18 protein-coding genes and 2 tRNA genes are annotated in these 16082 nt (G+C 33.2%); 12 read left to right on the forward strand and 8 right to left on the reverse strand.

Features of this window, described 5'->3' with window-relative positions:
• The first annotated feature begins 45 nt into the window (after positions 1 to 45).
• Positions 46 to 771: a murein L,D-transpeptidase catalytic domain family protein gene (locus BKM63_RS09840; protein WP_071636440.1), complete on the forward strand. Its 726-nt coding sequence runs from the start codon at positions 46 to 48 to the stop codon at positions 769 to 771.
• Here BKM63_RS09840 and BKM63_RS09845 read toward each other — a convergent pair.
• Complete coding sequence (locus BKM63_RS09845) at positions 760 to 2343, reverse strand: L,D-transpeptidase family protein (protein WP_071636441.1); 1584 nt, start codon at positions 2341 to 2343, stop codon at positions 760 to 762. The two genes, BKM63_RS09840 and BKM63_RS09845, sit on opposite strands and share 12 nt — an antisense overlap.
• 1 nt (position 2344) lies before the next feature.
• The gene (locus tag BKM63_RS09850) at positions 2345 to 2782 is read right to left on the reverse strand and encodes a GNAT family N-acetyltransferase (protein ID WP_071636442.1); all 438 of its coding nucleotides are present in this window, start codon (positions 2780 to 2782) and stop codon (positions 2345 to 2347) included.
• Between the two features lie 134 nt (positions 2783 to 2916).
• On the opposite strand from BKM63_RS09850, the gene BKM63_RS09855 reads away from it, so the two are divergent.
• Positions 2917 to 2989 (forward strand) — tRNA-Gly (locus BKM63_RS09855).
• Between the two features lie 105 nt (positions 2990 to 3094).
• Positions 3095 to 3167: transfer RNA gene (locus tag BKM63_RS09860), tRNA-Gly, on the forward strand.
• Between the two features lie 127 nt (positions 3168 to 3294).
• Here the strand turns inward: BKM63_RS09860 and pepE are convergent.
• The gene (gene pepE / locus BKM63_RS09865; protein WP_071636443.1) at positions 3295 to 4002 is read right to left on the reverse strand and encodes a dipeptidase PepE; all 708 of its coding nucleotides are present in this window, start codon (positions 4000 to 4002) and stop codon (positions 3295 to 3297) included.
• A 166-nt stretch (positions 4003 to 4168) separates the two neighbouring features.
• Between pepE and BKM63_RS09870 the strand changes: the two genes are divergently transcribed.
• The 7 genes from BKM63_RS09870 (at position 4169) to BKM63_RS09900 (ending at position 10219) form a co-directional block, all read left to right on the forward strand.
• The gene (locus BKM63_RS09870; RefSeq protein ID WP_071636444.1) at positions 4169 to 4936 is read left to right on the forward strand and encodes a carboxypeptidase-like regulatory domain-containing protein; all 768 of its coding nucleotides are present in this window, start codon (positions 4169 to 4171) and stop codon (positions 4934 to 4936) included.
• Entirely contained in the window at positions 4923 to 5651 is a 729-nt protein-coding gene (locus tag BKM63_RS09875; protein WP_071636736.1) for a carboxypeptidase-like regulatory domain-containing protein, read from the forward strand. Before BKM63_RS09870 ends, BKM63_RS09875 begins: the two co-directional genes overlap by 14 nt.
• The gene (locus BKM63_RS09880; protein ID WP_071636445.1) at positions 5641 to 6393 is read left to right on the forward strand and encodes a hypothetical protein; all 753 of its coding nucleotides are present in this window, start codon (positions 5641 to 5643) and stop codon (positions 6391 to 6393) included. The genes BKM63_RS09875 and BKM63_RS09880 overlap by 11 nt, the downstream gene beginning before the upstream one ends.
• A complete protein-coding gene (locus tag BKM63_RS09885) occupies positions 6393 to 6899 on the forward strand; it encodes a DUF6702 family protein (RefSeq protein WP_071636446.1) in 507 nt (168 codons plus the stop codon). Before BKM63_RS09880 ends, BKM63_RS09885 begins: the two co-directional genes overlap by 1 nt.
• 66 nt (positions 6900 to 6965) lie before the next feature.
• Positions 6966 to 9203 carry a M1 family metallopeptidase gene (locus BKM63_RS09890; RefSeq protein ID WP_071636447.1) on the forward strand — a complete coding sequence of 746 codons (2238 nt, stop codon included), beginning with the start codon at positions 6966 to 6968 and terminating at the stop codon, positions 9201 to 9203.
• Positions 9204 to 9306: 103 nt separating this feature from the next.
• A complete protein-coding gene (locus BKM63_RS09895) occupies positions 9307 to 9654 on the forward strand; it encodes a Sec-independent protein translocase subunit TatA/TatB (protein WP_071636448.1) in 348 nt (115 codons plus the stop codon).
• Between the two features lies 1 nt (position 9655).
• Positions 9656 to 10219, forward strand: coding sequence for a phosphatase PAP2 family protein (locus BKM63_RS09900; protein ID WP_071636449.1), 564 nt, complete (start codon positions 9656 to 9658; stop codon positions 10217 to 10219).
• A 270-nt stretch (positions 10220 to 10489) separates the two neighbouring features.
• Here the strand turns inward: BKM63_RS09900 and BKM63_RS09905 are convergent, their stop codons facing one another.
• From BKM63_RS09905 to BKM63_RS09915, 3 genes are all read right to left on the reverse strand, one after another.
• On the reverse strand, positions 10490 to 11131 hold the full coding sequence (locus tag BKM63_RS09905) for an O-methyltransferase (RefSeq protein ID WP_071636450.1): 642 nt from the start codon (positions 11129 to 11131) through the stop codon (positions 10490 to 10492).
• Positions 11132 to 11244: 113 nt separating this feature from the next.
• The gene (locus tag BKM63_RS09910) at positions 11245 to 11643 is read right to left on the reverse strand and encodes a hypothetical protein (protein ID WP_071636451.1); all 399 of its coding nucleotides are present in this window, start codon (positions 11641 to 11643) and stop codon (positions 11245 to 11247) included.
• 199 nt (positions 11644 to 11842) lie between these two features.
• Positions 11843 to 12436, reverse strand: coding sequence for a YceI family protein (locus tag BKM63_RS09915; RefSeq protein ID WP_071636452.1), 594 nt, complete (start codon positions 12434 to 12436; stop codon positions 11843 to 11845).
• 310 nt (positions 12437 to 12746) lie between these two features.
• Between BKM63_RS09915 and rlmN the strand changes: the two genes are divergently transcribed.
• A complete protein-coding gene (gene rlmN, locus BKM63_RS09920; RefSeq protein WP_071636453.1) occupies positions 12747 to 13796 on the forward strand; it encodes a 23S rRNA (adenine(2503)-C(2))-methyltransferase RlmN in 1050 nt (349 codons plus the stop codon).
• A 94-nt stretch (positions 13797 to 13890) separates the two neighbouring features.
• Here the strand turns inward: rlmN and BKM63_RS09925 are convergent, their stop codons facing one another.
• Positions 13891 to 14520, reverse strand: coding sequence for a hypothetical protein (locus tag BKM63_RS09925; protein ID WP_242661127.1), 630 nt, complete (start codon positions 14518 to 14520; stop codon positions 13891 to 13893).
• A gap of 7 nt (positions 14521 to 14527) precedes the next feature.
• Positions 14528 to 14752 (reverse strand): hypothetical protein, encoded by a 225-nt coding sequence (locus tag BKM63_RS23870; protein WP_242661128.1) that lies wholly within the window; start codon positions 14750 to 14752, stop codon positions 14528 to 14530.
• A gap of 158 nt (positions 14753 to 14910) precedes the next feature.
• Between BKM63_RS23870 and BKM63_RS09930 the strand changes: the two genes are divergently transcribed.
• A complete protein-coding gene (locus BKM63_RS09930) occupies positions 14911 to 15888 on the forward strand; it encodes a polyprenyl synthetase family protein (RefSeq protein ID WP_071636454.1) in 978 nt (325 codons plus the stop codon).
• The last annotated feature ends 194 nt before the right edge of the window (positions 15889 to 16082 follow it).

Below are 16082 nucleotides of genomic sequence, written 5' to 3' on the forward strand. Positions count from 1 at the left end.
TTTTTGCCTTACCCAAATTTTTTATTATTAACCTAAAGAAATTCAATGATTTACAAAATGTATCCGCTGCTTGTGTTTTTGTTATTGTCTTTTGGCAAAGATTCAAAAAACACCTCCGAATTAAAGATTGCAACAACAAGAAGTATTGCTAAAGTTGAAAAAAAGCTTACAGTTGATGCAAAAATTGAAACCATTTATAACTCTTTAAATTCTAACAATTTTAAGCTTCCTGAACTAAAATCTTTTACTGAAGCGTTGAAAGGTTTTTATCTTTTGAAAGAAAAAGGGATTATTCAGAAAAACATTCTAACATTAGTTGATTTTAGTTTATCATCAAATACCAAACGTCTTTGGGTAATTGATATGACTACCAATACGATTTTATTTAACTCTCTGGTGGCGCACGGAAGAAACACCGGAGAAGAATTTGCCAATACATTTTCTAACTTAAATTCTTCTTTTAAAAGCAGTTTAGGTTTTTATGCAACTGGCGAAATTTATCAGGGTAAACACGGAGCCTCATTGCGTTTAGACGGTCTTGAAAGAGGTTTGAATGACAAGGCCCGCGAAAGAGGAGTGGTAATGCATGGTGCAGATTATGTTTCTGAATCGTTTATCAGAGATCATAAAAGACTAGGCAGAAGCCAGGGATGTCCCGCTGTTCCGGTAGAATTAACAGATGAAATCATCCAGACTATAAAAGACAAATCATGTTTGTATATCTATCATCCATCAAGAAGTTTTACAATGGAAGAAAGGCTAATTTCTTAATTTAGCATACAAATCTGAATCTAGATTATAAATGTCAGCTCTGAAAATGAGCTGATTTTTTTTGCTCCAGGCTGTCCAGTACCATTGATACAATGCATATTTTTTTGTGATTTTGAAACTCATTGTTTTTTTTGAAGCAATTATAGTGTCGATTTTTTCTTTTGAAAATCTTGTTGAGTCATTTAAAATGTGTTCGGCCAGTTCCAGCGGATTTTCGACACGAACACAACCCGAACTTAAAGAGCGATTGTTTCTTACGAAATTATTTCGATGATTGGTATCGTGCAAGTAAACACTATGATGATTTGGAAATAGGATTTTCATTAATCCTAATGAGTTATTATAACCCGGACTTTGAACGTATCGATAGTTATTAGGTTTGTTTTCGTTCCATGCAGCAGGTTCAACCACATTTCCTGATGTGTCGTAAATAGTGATATTTTTCTTTGTCAGGTAATTTCGGTTTCGCTTCATTGCAGGAACAACGTCTTCCTTTAAAATAGTAGGAGGGACGGTCCATGTTGGATTAAAAACGACTGTTCTTAAAAACGATGTGATGATAGGGGTTTTTCTTTTACTGGTTCCTACGACAACATTTCTGACCAAAGTCGTATCTTGATTCTCAACTACATGTAAGCTGTAATCCGGAATATTGATGATAAAGTAATTTTCGGACAACTCGGTTGGGTACCATCTCCAGCGTTCTAAATTGGCGATAATCTGCTGTTTTCTTCTTTCTTTAGAATAATTTAATGCGCTGATAGTTCCAATGCCAATAACACCATCATCGGCAAGGCCGTGACGAGCCTGGAATTTTTTAACTGCCTCAAAAGTTTTTTTGTCGTATTTATCAGTTAGACTGTCTTTTCCTGACATATCTTTCCAGAATAAAAGTTTCTTTTTAATAGGTATTAAAGCATTGTTTGTATCATTTAAAGTGATTTTCTTAACCGCATCAATTGTGCTAATGTTTTCATCTGGAAAAGAATTGATGATTTCAAGTGATTTTAATAACTGCTTGTATGTTTCTGATTTTGGCTGAATACTCTCAACAATGCTGTCTAATTTATTTTTGTTGAAAGCTTTTATCAAAACATTATTTACGTCGAATGTTTTTTCATCTAAATCCCAATCTGTATACAATTTCTTCGGATCTAGTTTTCCTTTGTACAAATGGTTTAAGTATTTTTCGAAATTATAGGTCAGAAGTATATCGTAAGTGGCTAAATCAGCATCATTTAGATTACTTATTTTGCTTTCAAATTTCTTTAGCTGCGAAGCCTTGTAGTCTTCAGGATCTAAACCTAATGCAGCCGATTTTTCTAATTGAGATAAAACGTAAGTTCGTTTTTTTAGATTTCCCCAAACCGTTTTATTTTCAGATGAAATGTAAAACTGTTTGAGGGTTTCACTTTTAAAAGTATTTAATAATGCTGTATCGATCTCTACTTTTCGTTCGTCAGTAAGTATAATTGCAGGAGCCTTTTTGATTACAATAGGTTTAATCTTAGGTTCTTCTTTCTTGCAACTAATAAAAATGCATACTGCTAATAAAAAGTAAAGTTTTTTCATTCTATAATCTTTTAAACATTAAATAATGTTCTCCAACATCTTTTATATCAAAGGGGGTTCCTAAAATTTGGTAATTCATTTTTTTGTAAAAACCAACTGCAGCAGTTCGGGCATTAAACCAAATTAAGTCAGTTTGATTATTTTTGCAATAGGTTTCACAATGTTTAACCAGTGCTTCGCCAAAACCTTTTTTCTGATGATTTTCTAAAATGGCCATTCCTCGAATCTGCGCCTGATTTTTTTCGGCAAATATAGGGTTGCTTTGATTGAATAACGAAATAATTCCTGTTAAATTTTCGTCACTAAATAAACCAAAGTGGTGTGTTGTCTCAAGATCGTCTCCATCAAAGACACAACTTTCGATAGGTTTTCCTTTTCTTAAAACTGGCTGGCGTACGATATAGGTTTCTTGTGATGGAATTTCTTTAATAATATTCATGATTTTTAAAAAATAATTGATTTTATAATGATTTAATTTTAAATAGGTTATAAAAAAATGTTGATTTTAATTAATTTTTTTTGCCAAAAAGCTTGTTTTGAACTTAACTTTATTTTTATATTTGCACCAGCAATGCGAAAGTAGCTCAGTTGGTAGAGCTCCAGCCTTCCAAGCTGGTTGTCGCGAGTTCGAGCCTCGTCTTTCGCTCTAAAAAACCGGAACTTAATTGTTTCGGTTTTTTTATCAAACTAAATAATTTTTGATTTTTGTTTTTTAGAATGATTTAATTATTTATATTTGCACCCTGTTAATGCGAAAGTAGCTCAGTTGGTAGAGCTCCAGCCTTCCAAGCTGGTTGTCGCGAGTTCGAGCCTCGTCTTTCGCTCTTCAAAAGCCTCAAACATTGTTTGAGGCTTTTTTGTTTTATATTTCTTTTGAACCATTTAAGTTATATAACTAAAGTAAGTTTGGATAACGCTTTCTTTAAATAACATAACTTAAAATGGTGAAAATTAATTCAGGTTGCTTAAGTCGCTTTCAGTCTCTAATTCTGTAGGTGTTTCATTTTGTTTAAAAAGTCTTGCCTTTAAGGAGCCTTTTAGGGTTATTTTTTCGCCTTTTACCTCAAGCCAGCTTCCTTCTCTTAAACCTAAAACCGGAATTGCGTTAAAGGCATGGAATTCTTTTATTCGGGTTTCACGAGTTTCGCCCATGTGCTGTGAGTTTGCATCAGGATCTAAATAGTGTGGATTTAAGTTAAACGGAATTAATCCTAAGGTTTGAAAACTAGGCGGATAAATAATAGGCATGTCATTAGTAGTCTGCATTGATAATCCGCAAATATTGCTTCCTGCACTTGTTCCTAGATAGGGAGTTCCGTTTTTTACCTTTTCTGCAAGAAATTGCATGATGTTGTGTTTGTATAATTGGGTTACCAGTAAAAAGGTATTTCCTCCGCCGGTAAATATTCCTTCGGCATTTTCTATGGCTTTCTTAGGATCTTCAAATTCATGAATTCCTTGAAGGTTAAGATTTATTGAAGCAAATGCCTGTGCGGCTTTTGTGGTGTACTCGTCATGCGAAATTCCGCTGGGACGTGCATAAGGAATAAATAAAATGTTTTTACAGTTTTTAAAATGTAATTGTAATACGGGTAGTAAATAATCCAAATAACTTCCGCCGTGCAGGGTAGAAGTGCTGGCGATAATAATGCTTTTCATAATTTTTTAAACTCAAATTCTATCCGTTAAAGGTATTAAAAAAAGCGATGTTCTGAAAATTGGCATATACGGCTTTAATTAACATATTTTTACCAACTCATTAGTATTAAATTTGGAAGACATTAGGATATTTTTACCTTTTTAATAATTTCCTAATTTATTCGTTTTGACAAAGAATATTGTATGTTTTTTAGTTGCTGTTTTAAGTCAGAATTCTTGGTCTCAAAGTCAGGAACGCTCTGCTATAAACGGAAAAATAACAGCAAATACAAATGATCTGGAAGGTGTGTATGTTGTGAATGCCCAAACCGAAGCTATGACAACAACGGATGCATCCGGAGCTTTTTCAATTTTGGCAAAACCTGATGATATGCTAGTTTTTTCTTCTATTCAATTTAAAGAAAACAGAGTAATATTAACTAGTGAAAATTTTACTGACTTAAATTTTACAGTAAAAATGAATCTCATTATGCATCAATTGCAGGAAGTTGTGATTAAAAGATATGACAATATTAACGCTGCTTCTTTAGGAATTGTTCCTTATGGACAGAAAACTTATACCGAGGCAGAAAGAAAACTACGCACAGCTACGGCTTTAAATCCAACAGCAAATGCTGGAACTATGGCTGGAGGGTCGATTTCTGCTGATCCTTTATTTAACTTGTTTTCGGGTAGGACTGCTATGCTGAAAAAAGAAGTCGAAGTAGAAAAGAAAGAATTTTTTATGAAGCTTCTGGAGAAAATGTTCAGTATTGAGCATTTTGTTGAAAGGTTAAAAATTCCGGCTGAATATGTAAAGGGGTTTGAATATTATGCAGTCGAAAATAAACAGTTTACAAATATTTTGAATTCTAAAAATAAAACTTCAACAGAATTTTTGTTGGGCGAATTAGCTGTGAAGTATAAAGAAATTATTGCAAGTGAAAGGAAATAATGCTTTTTATCTCATTCTGTTTCTGTTTTTTGTGGAGCTTAGTTTTGGGCAAAATACTGCTTCTAAAGAAATTTTAGGGCAAATTCTGGAAAAATCAACTTCTGTAAACGGAGTAAATATCATCAATAATACAACTCAGGTTTCTACTGTCTCAGATGATGACGGTAGATTTTCTATTGCAGTTAAAGAAGGAGATGTTCTGGTTTTTTCGGCTGTAAACTTAGAACCGTATAAGCGCCGAATTTCGGCCGAAGATTTACGCATAAGTCTGCTGGTGATAAAAATGACAGCAAAAGAAATAGAATTAAAAGAGGTTGTTGTAAATGATAATCTTGGAATTACAGCTGAAAATTTAGGCATTATACCGCACGGACAAAAAACATATACCCCGGCAGAACGTAAAGTTTATACAGCTACTTCTACCTCTATAGATAAAATTTTAAATGGGATTTCAGGACGTACTGCAATGTTAAAAAAAGAGGTGAATGTAGAGAAAAAAGAAGCGCTTTTTAGAAAAATAGAGTATCTTTTTGATGAGAATTATTATACCGAAAGATTGAAAATTCCGGTAGATGATATTAAAGGATTTCAATTATATTGTGTGGATGATGCTGATTTTGCCGTATCTTTGAATACAAAGAACAAAACAATGAGTATGTTTTTGATAACAGATTTAGCCCGAAAATATCTAATAATTCTTAAAAATGAAAAATAATCTAGGAGTACTTGTTGTCTGCTTATTTTGCCAAATAATGCTTGCGCAAAACGGTACAAGAAAATCACTGCACGGTCAGGTTACCAACAAATCGCTTTCTATTGAAAGTGGTTATGTAATGAATATTAATGCAAAATCCAGAACTTTTATAGGTCCGGGCGGGTTGTTTGATATTTTGGCTCAGCCAAAAGATACACTGCTTTTTACAGGCTTGGCTTTTCAGTCTAAAAAAATAGTTTTAACAGAAAAAGATTGTGCGCAAATACTTCTCTCTGTTCCTTTGGATTTAGTTAGTAATGAATTAAAGGAGGTTTTGGTTAAAAAAGATCTCAAAGTAAAATCACTGGACAAGAATACTCAAAAATATGTTGATATGCAGTTTGAAGATGATAAGCAATCGACAGCAAAAAATATAGCAATGTATTCTGATCAAACCATTAAATACGGAACAGATTTTGTTCGTATTTTTAAAGATGTTAAAAAACTTCTTTCTAAAAATGATGAAGTAAAAGAGGAGGTAATCTCCGATATTGCATTTGTTGAATATGCTAAAGCGAATTTTAAACCGGATTTTTTTACCAAAACCCTAGGTTTAAAGTCAGATGAAGTAGATTTATTTTTAATGTACTGCTCAAACGATCCAGAGTCGAAAAGGCATCTTAATGAAGATCAGAAATTTGAATTGATCGATTTTTTAATCAATAAAAATGCTGAATTTAAAAAAGTGAATGCTGCTCAATAATGAAGAAAATAATGTTCTATCCTTTAATCGGGATATTGTTTTTATCGCTTTCTGCTTTTGCATTTCATAAATTTTATGTAGGTGTTTTTCAGGTTGAATATGCATCAGAAAAAAAAATGATTCAAATTACATCTCGTATTTTTATAGATGATTTGAATAATGCTGTGGAGAAAAAATACCATAAAAAAACATTCATAGGAACAGAAAAAGAAACGCAGGCTGACCTCGATTTATTTAAAAAATACCTGGCCGAAAATTTTACTATTAAAATAAACGGCCAGAATAAGCCTATTACCTTTTTGTCTAAAGAAGTTGAAGCTGGTGATGTGCTGGTTTGTTATTCCAGAATAAAAGATATTGATAAGTTTAAAAATATCGAAATTTCAAATACAATACTTGTTGACTGGAATTCTGAGCAGCAAAACATTACACATATTTCAGCATTTGGTACAAAAAGAAGTGTTCTCTTTACAGTATCTTCAAGGAAAGAATTGTTAAAGTATTAATTAATAAGTTAAATTAATCTTTTAATTATTATTTTCACACCCTGACAAAATTACCATTACCTTTTTATGAAAAAGCTTTCATTATTATTAATTTTTCCTGCAATGTTAATTGCTCAGGAAAAAGCCGTCACCCCTAAACAGCAAGGCAAATACGATACAAACAAGTTTAGCCAGATGTATGATCTGCTGGCAACGCCTAATATGTTTCGTACAGCTTCTGGGGCACCTGGACCTGCATACTATCAACAGCAGGCAGATTATAAAATTGATATTGAGTTAGACGATAAAAAATCAAAATTAACAGGTGCTGAAACGATTACTTATTCTAATAATTCGCCTGATAGTTTAGAATATTTATGGATTCAGTTAGATCAAAATCAAGCCAGAGCAAACGGGCAGACTTCTTTAGCAGAAGGCGAAAAAATCAATCAGGTTTTACCGCTTGAAGGTTTTTCAACTAAATATTTAAAGAAAGACTTAGAGCGTGGTTTTAATATTGAACAGGTAAAAGATGCGAAAGGAAATGCAATGTCGTATACTATCAATGAAACGATGATGCGTATCAATTTGGCTTCACCACTAAAACCGGGAGAGAAAATTTCATTTTCTATAAAATGGTGGTATAACATTAATAATTATAGAAAAGAAGGCGGACGTTCTGGTTATGAATTGTTTGAAAAAGATGGTAATAAATTATATGTAATTGCACAATTCTACCCAAGAATGGCAGTTTACAATGATGTTGAAGGATGGCAGAATATGCAATTCTGGGGAAGCGGCGAATTTGCTCTTCCTTTTGGAAATTTCGATGTAAATATTACAGTTCCTGCTGATCACGTTATTGATGCTACAGGAGAGTTGACTAATAGAAGTGAAGTTTTTACTCCGGAACAAGTTAAACGTTACGAACAAGCGCAAAAATCATTTGACAAACCGGTTGTTATTGTAACGCAGGCAGAAGCAGAAGCTGCTGAAAAAGGTTTTTCAGAAAAGAAAAAAACATGGAAATTCAGTGCCAAAAATGTTCGTGATTTTGGTATCGCTTCTTCAAGAAAATTCATTTATGATGCAATGGCTGTGAAAATTGGAAACAGAACTGTTATGGCAGAATCTGTTTATCCAAAAGAAGCCAATCCGCTTTGGGGAGAAACTTCTACAATGGTTGTAGCACATACTTTAAAAAGTTATTCATCTCATACTTTTGATTATCCTTATCCAAAAGCAGTATCAGTTTCTGCAGAAGATCAGGGAATGGAATATCCAATGATTTGCTGGAATTACGGTCGTCCTGATGAAAATGGGGTAACTAGTAAAGAAGTTAAAAACGGAATGATTGGCGTAATTATTCACGAAGTTGGACATACTTTCTTTCCAATGATCGTGAACTCTGATGAGCGTCAATGGACCTGGATGGACGAAGGGTTGAATTCATTTTTAGAATATTTGGCAGAACAGGAATTAGATCCTAACTTCCCGTCACGACGAGGGCCTGCAAAAAATATTGTTCCTTATATGAGCGGTGATCAAAAATTTTTGGAGCCAATTATGTCTAACTCTGAAACGATTCACCAGTTTGGAAATAACGCTTACGGAAAACCGGCTACAGGTCTTAATATCTTAAGAGAAGTTGTAATGGGAAGAGAATTGTTTGATTATGCTTTTAAAACATACGCCAACAGATGGAAATTCAAACACCCAACTCCGGAAGATTTCTTTAGAACCATGGAAGATGCATCTGCTGTAGATTTGGACTGGTTTTTTAGAGGATGGTTTTATTCAACAGATTTTGTAGATATCGGAATTAAAGATGTAAAACAATATTATGTTTCTGAAACTCCAACTGCTGATATCAAAGATGTAAAAGTAAGAAAAGGACGTTTTGGATTCGAGAAAGGACCATTTGTTTATTTGGTTAACGGAGATAATCCGGAAGTTAATGCTGCAAATAAAAAAGCGCTAAAAGTAGAAGATATTAAGCCGTTGGCAGATTATGTGGATCAAACTTTTACTGCCGAAGAAAAAACAAGCATTAAATCACCTAAATATTTTTATGAAGTAGAGTTCAACAAACCGGGAGGTATGATTATGCCGATTCTTGTTGAGATTACTTATGAAGATGGTACAAAAGATAATTACCAATATCCGGCGCAAATCTGGAGAAAAAATAACGATACCGCTAAAAAAGTTTATGCAACTGCAAAAGCGATTAAAAGCATTCAGATCGATCCAAAATTGCTGACAGCCGATATTGATGTAACCAATAATTCATGGCCAAAAGTTGAACAAAAATCAAAGTTTGACTAAAAATAAATACTAAAGACTCTGAAAAGAGTCTTTTTTTTTAAGTAAATTTTAAAACGGTGCGCTTCAAAATTTAATATCTTTGTTGCACACAAAAATAAAAGATATGTTTGGTATAGGAGGAGGAGAACTAGTTTTCATACTGTTTATAGTACTAATGCTTTTTGGTTCAGATAAAGTGCCGGAAATTGCTCGTACAATGGGTAAAGCTATGGCACAGTTAAAAAATGCAACTAACGATATTAAAAGTGAAATTCAAAAAGGAGCAGAGGCAAACGGTCTCGATTCTAAATCTTTGAATAGCCTGACAGGTAATATCAATGCCGAGATTAATAATGCAAAATCAAACTTATTAGGCGATACAACTAATTTGCTTGGTGATACTGCAACAGAAATCGATAAGGTAAAAGAAGATATAGATTCAATTTCAGGACCTGTAAAACGCCAAAGATAATATGCTGGAAAAAATAGAACAATTAGATATCAATCTATTGGTATATCTGAACGGTTTAGGTTCTGAAACATACGATAAATTTTGGCTAATCATTACTGATCAATTAAATTGGACGCCATTTTTCTTATTGCTTTTTTATCTTATTTATAAAAAAATAGGTGGAAAACAGACTCTTTATTTATTGCTTTTTATAGCAGTTTTAATTGCTTTTACAGACCAGACAACAAATCTGTTTAAACATACCTTTCAACGTTTACGTCCTTGTAATAATCCTGATATCAATACGATTATCAGAGTTGTTCAGGTTAGAAAATCTTTTAGCTTTTTCTCAGGACATGCCGCCAATACAATGGCTGTTGCAACGTTTTTATATTTAGTTTTAAAACGCCATTTCAAGTATTTAGGATTCTTGTTTTTATGGCCTCTAATTTTCGCTTACAGCCGAATTTATTTGGGATTACATTATCCGGGAGATATTCTGACAGGATATTTCTTTGGAGCAATTTTTGGTTCCCTGATCTTTTTAGCTTACAAACGATTGAAACCTCAATATTTTCCAGGGTAAAATTTTTTAAAAAGGTTCTGAGTTACTAAGATACTATCTCGATAGTTATCGGGACTAAGTTTTTAAACTCAAAAAATATGCAAGTGAGTTGCCTCCAGCTTTAGCTGGAGATAATAAAGTCTAAAAGGAAAAGGCTTTAGCCAAATACACAATGGATTTTGGCTAAAACCTTTTTTTATTTTGCTCTATAAAAAAAACTCCAGCTAAAGCTGGAGGCAATTCATATAAAACTAAGATTCTTGGTTTCTTAGCCCCTCAGAACCTTAGTATCTATAAAACTCTCGAAACTGTCAATCCATCACGGATTGGTAATAAAACCGTTTCTACTCTTGGATCGTTTTTTAAAAGCAGATTATACTCTAAAAGAACTTTTGTACTTACATCGTTTGGATGAACCGGCTCAAGGATTTTTCCGCTCCATAAAACATTATCAGATAAAATAATGCCGCCTTTATTCATCTTGGGAACAATCATTTCCCAATAATTAAGATAATTTTCTTTATCGGCGTCAATAAATACGAGATCAAATTTTACATCTAAAGTTGGGATAATATCTATGGCTTCACCCAAATGCTGAAAAATCTGATTTCCCCAGGGCGATGCATCAAAGTATTTTCTCTGAAAATCAACTAATTCTTCTTTAATGTCAATAGTGTGCAACTGTCCGTTTTCCTGCATTCCTTCACATAAACAAAGCGCGGCATAACCTGTGTAAGTTCCAATTTCCAAAATATTTACCGGACGTATTAATTTGGATAACATACTTAAAACACGGCCTTGAAAATGTCCGCTCAGCATTCGTGGTAAAAGTATTTTCTGGTAGGTTTCTTTATTAAGTTTAGCTAATAATTCTGGTTCATTTTCAGAATGCTGCTCGATATAATCTTCTAATTCTTGTGATATAAAATGCATTTTGTAGTTGTTCTAATTTAAAACAAAAATACAAAAAATATCCGCTGCCTATTTTGCATAAAAAAACCATTCGGTTATCGAATGGTTTTAGTTTAATTGAATGAGGAATGAAGTTATTTTTTCAAAGCTTCATTTACTTCTTTTGCTGTTTTTACAGTTCCGTCTTTCGCCGCTTTCGCTGCATTTTCAACTTTTTCTGCCCCTTTTTTAGTAGCATCTTTTACGTCAGTTGCCGTTTTCTTTGCTGCATTTTCAACATCTGTTGCTGCTTTTTTAGTTGCATCTTTTACATCCTGAGCGGCATTTTCAGTAGCTGCTTTGGCTTTGTCAGCCGCATTTTCTGCTTTTGTTACAGCAGTGTCTGTTACTTCTTTAATATCTGTAGTCAGGGAATCGACTTTGTTTCCAAGAGTTAATTCTTCATCTGCAGGTTTAGTTTCTTTCTTTTCGCAAGATTGTACTCCGAAAGCTAATAGAGCTACAACAGCTAAGCTTAAAATTTGTTTTTTCATAATAAATTGTCTTTTTAGGTTATAAAATTTAAAAGGTTATAAAGTGGAATAATAAAAATACAAATTTTAAAATGATTGCGCGCTTTGTAAGATTATTTTTCATTTGAGTGCAAGACAATTCTTATGCCAAACTTTTTAGTTTTTAGAAATGAGAATTATTTTTTTTAAGAGCGTATAATTTTAGATTCATAGTAAGCTGTTATTTGATAACTAGAACATTTTCATTTTTTGCAAAATCATTAAAAGTAATATTAAAAATAACGGTTAATTCTTTGCCGGCTTTTACCACTCCCAGTGCTGCTGATGGGGGCGTCATTTCAAAATCAGTAAATGTCATTCGGTTCGAACCTTGTAATACAAAAGTACCGTTATCATAATTAGTAACTTTTACTTGTGTTTTAAAATCTTTACTAACACCTGCAATAGTGTAAGTTCCGGTTAAAACCCATGTTGTTTCGTTTACCTTGTCAGCAGATTTTAAAACGTATTTAATGTTTTTGTACGTTTTAGTATTTAAAGATTCGTACGCTACATCATCCATACTTGTTTTGCTGCTTTTTATGCTTTCTGCCAATAAGGTAATTGATAAGTTTTTAATGTCTGTTAGTTTTGAGTCGGTAATTGTTAAGTAAGCGCTTCCGGTTGCTTCAGAGGATTTCATTACCCAGTCGTGTATATTAGAAGTTCCGGCAACTTCAAAAGTTGATTTTACCAGACTGTATCTTTTTTGTGCGTTTACTTGTAATGACAATATGATTACTACTGTCAATAAAATTGATTTGATCGTTTTCATCTCTATGTGGTATTTAGTTAAATCTAAAAAAGGTTTATAATTGGACTAGGTTTGATTATAAATCCCTTTCTTTTCTTGGATCAAATTTATTGCGAACGAATAGTAAAAGAACTGATAAAAATCATGGTTAGAATTTTATTAAAATCTTATAATTAAAAAGTAAATCATATTTTTTTGAAAGGACAGCTAATTAGTGGACTTTAGTTTTGTATACAATAGAGATCGATAAAAAAGATTGTATGTTTTGGATCTTTAAACAAGAATGCATCTAAAAATCGAAAAAAATGACAAAAGTGATTAACTTTGCAGCATGCAAATTGAGAAAAAAGATATAAGAGCGTTATCAAAAGAACAGCTGCGAGATTTTTTTGTCGCAAATAACGACAAAGCTTTTCGCGGTAATCAAGTTTATGAATGGCTTTGGAGCAAGGGAGCGCATAGTTTTGAGGATATGACCAATGTTGCTAAAACAACACGTTCTATGCTTGAAGAGAATTTTGTTATCAACCATATTAAAGTAGATACCATGCAGCGAAGCAGTGACGGAACAGTAAAAAATGCTGTACGACTGCATGATGGTTTAGTGGTAGAATCTGTTTTAATACCTACTGATACACGTACAACAGCTTGTGTTTCTAGTCAGGTTGGCTGTAGTTTGGATTGTAATTTTTGTGCTACTGCCCGTTTAAAACGTATGCGAAATTTGGAGCCGGGAGAAATTTACGATCAAATTATGGCAATTGATAAAGAAAGTCGTTTGTATTACAATCATCCGCTTTCGAATATTGTTTTTATGGGAATGGGAGAGCCTTTAATGAACTATAATAATGTCATTAAAGCCATCGATATGATTACCTCTCCGGAAGGTTTAGGAATGTCGCCAAAACGTATTATGCTTTCGACATCCGGAATTCCGAAAATGATTAAGAAAATGGCCGATGATGATGTAAAATTCAAATTGGCAGTTTCACTGCATTCGGCTATTGACGAAACACGCGCGAAGATTATGCCTTTCAGCAAAAATTTTCCTTTAAAAGACCTTCGCGAAGCATTAGAATATTGGTACAGAAAAACCAAAAGCAAAATTTCGTATGAATATGTAGTTTGGAAAGGAATTAACGACGATAAAGCCTCAATTGATGCTTTGGTTAAGTTCTGTAAATATGTGCCATGCAAAGTTAATTTAATTGAATATAATCCAATTGATGACGGAGAATTTCAACAGGCATCTGAAGAATCTATTTTGGCTTACATTAAAGCATTAGAAAGCATTGATGTTGTAGTAAAAGTACGTCGAAGCCGCGGAAAAGATATCGATGCCGCCTGTGGCCAGTTAGCCAATAAGGAAGCAGAAGTTTAATATATATTCAACGAGGAATATTTTATAAATAAAAAAGCATTAAAAACGAGAGTGAATCTTGTTTTTAATGCTTTTTTTCTGGGCAAAAAGGGAATTATTTTTTCAAGTCGATTTCTTCGGTTACCCCGTCTTTTGTTACAGAAGCCAGCGTGTCACAATCTCCGTTACCATAATCAATTACAGCAGAAGCTCCATTTTTGGTTACAGAAACAATTCCTTTTAAAGCAAATGATTTTCTGCAAGAAGCTTTAAATTCTAAAGGTGTTGTAATTTCTGCTGAAAAAGTATCTCCATTTGGTAAAGTTGTCGTCCCGCTTCCGGTCACAACAAATACGTTATCTTCCCAATTAAACCAGGTGTTGTAACCAGCGGTCATTTCTTTGACTAAAGAACCTTTTCTGCTGTACACACTTCCGTCATCAAAAGTAATGGTTAAATCTATTGCTGCCGTCGAAACCGGATGTGCTTCTGCTAATAGATCTGTTGATTTAACAGTTCGAACAATGCTTTTACTTCCCTGCAGTTTTTTACCATTATGATAAAAACCTTCAAACGTATAACTAATGGTTTGTGTCGAAGCCGAAAAATCATTAGAAAATGAAACGACCATTTTTCCTTTTACTGTATTTCCGTTATCGAGTGTACAGCCGTCAACGCCAAAATCTACTGTTTTTGTAAAAGTATTATTCGTTAAAACTGTTGTAATAACAGCGCAGCTAGGCAAAAAGTTTTTAAATGTTTCCGGAAGGTTTGTTGTTAATATTAAGCTGAGAACTAAATTGGTCTTCAGCAATATTCGTAACATCTTCTATTGAGGCATCAATTTTGGCATTTGCAATAATTTCGTCATTCGTAATTACCTTACTCGTTCCGTCATTTGTGTTTTCATCAGAATTACAACTTGTAAATAATGATAAAGCCATACAGGTTCCAATTAATAAAAATTTTGTTTTCATAATAGTAGTTTTTTGGTTTTACTTTAATTAATGAATTCAAATTAGTATTAGATTGAGGTGTTTTTGGATTGTTTTTTTTAAATTAGTGCATAATTGTTAATATACTAACTTAAAATAGACAACGTTTTTTTATTTAAAATAGTATATTTGGAATCGAAATGAATATTACTTCACAAATAAAACAGCCCATTATTGCCGAGATGGAACTTTTTGAAAAAAAGTTTCATGAATCGATGACTTCAAAGGTTGCGTTACTGAACCGAATTACTTATTATATCGTCAATAGAAAAGGGAAACAAATGCGTCCGATGTTTGTTTTTCTGACTGCAAAAATGGTTTCTGGCGGCATTGTAAACGAAAGAACCTATCGTGGTGCTTCGGTTATTGAGTTAATTCATACCGCAACTTTAGTTCATGATGATGTTGTGGACGACAGTAATCGCCGCCGTGGATTTTTCTCTATCAACGCCCTTTGGAAAAATAAAATTGCTGTTCTTGTTGGAGATTATTTACTTTCGAAAGGGTTGCTGCTTTCTATAGATAACGGCGATTTCGATTTACTCCGAATCATTTCTGTAGCTGTTCGCGAAATGAGCGAAGGAGAACTACTTCAAATAGAAAAAGCCCGAAGACTCGATATTACCGAAGATGTTTATTACGAAATTATCCGAAAAAAAACCGCTACTCTTATTGCGGCTTGCTGTGCTCTTGGTGCAAAATCGGTAATTGAAGATGATGCTCAGGTTGAGAATATGCGAATGTTCGGCGAACTTATCGGAATGGCTTTCCAGATTAAAGACGACTTGTTTGATTATAGTGAAGAAGCCATTGGAAAACCAACCGGAATCGATATTAAAGAGCAAAAAATGACTTTGCCTTTAATTCATGTTTTAAATACTTGTACAACGCAGGAAAAAAAGTGGCTGATAAACTCCATCAAAAACCACAACAAAGACAAAAAACGCGTAAAAGAAGTGATTGCCTTTGTAAAAAATAATAATGGTTTGGCTTACGCCGAAAACAAAATGGTGCAATTCCAGCAGGAAGCACTTTCTCTTTTAAACAATTACCCGGATTCTGAGTTCAAAGCGGCGCTTACCCTGATGGTAAACTACGTTATTGAAAGAAAGAAATAATTTTTTAATTAAATAATTGGAAAATTTATCAATTAGATAGTTGGTTTACTTTATTGTAAATCAGTGTGTATTTCTATTTTCTGGAATTTTGATTTAATTTCTTTTGAAATTTTCACAACCTTCATGCAACCATTTTAAAACTCTAAGCGTCTATGCTAATAGAAGTCTGTTTCTAAAACCAAAAAACAAAAACC

Source organism: Flavobacterium johnsoniae, from assembly GCF_001879205.1.
In the GTDB taxonomy this organism is placed as follows: Bacteria; Bacteroidota; Bacteroidia; order Flavobacteriales; family Flavobacteriaceae; genus Flavobacterium; species Flavobacterium johnsoniae_A.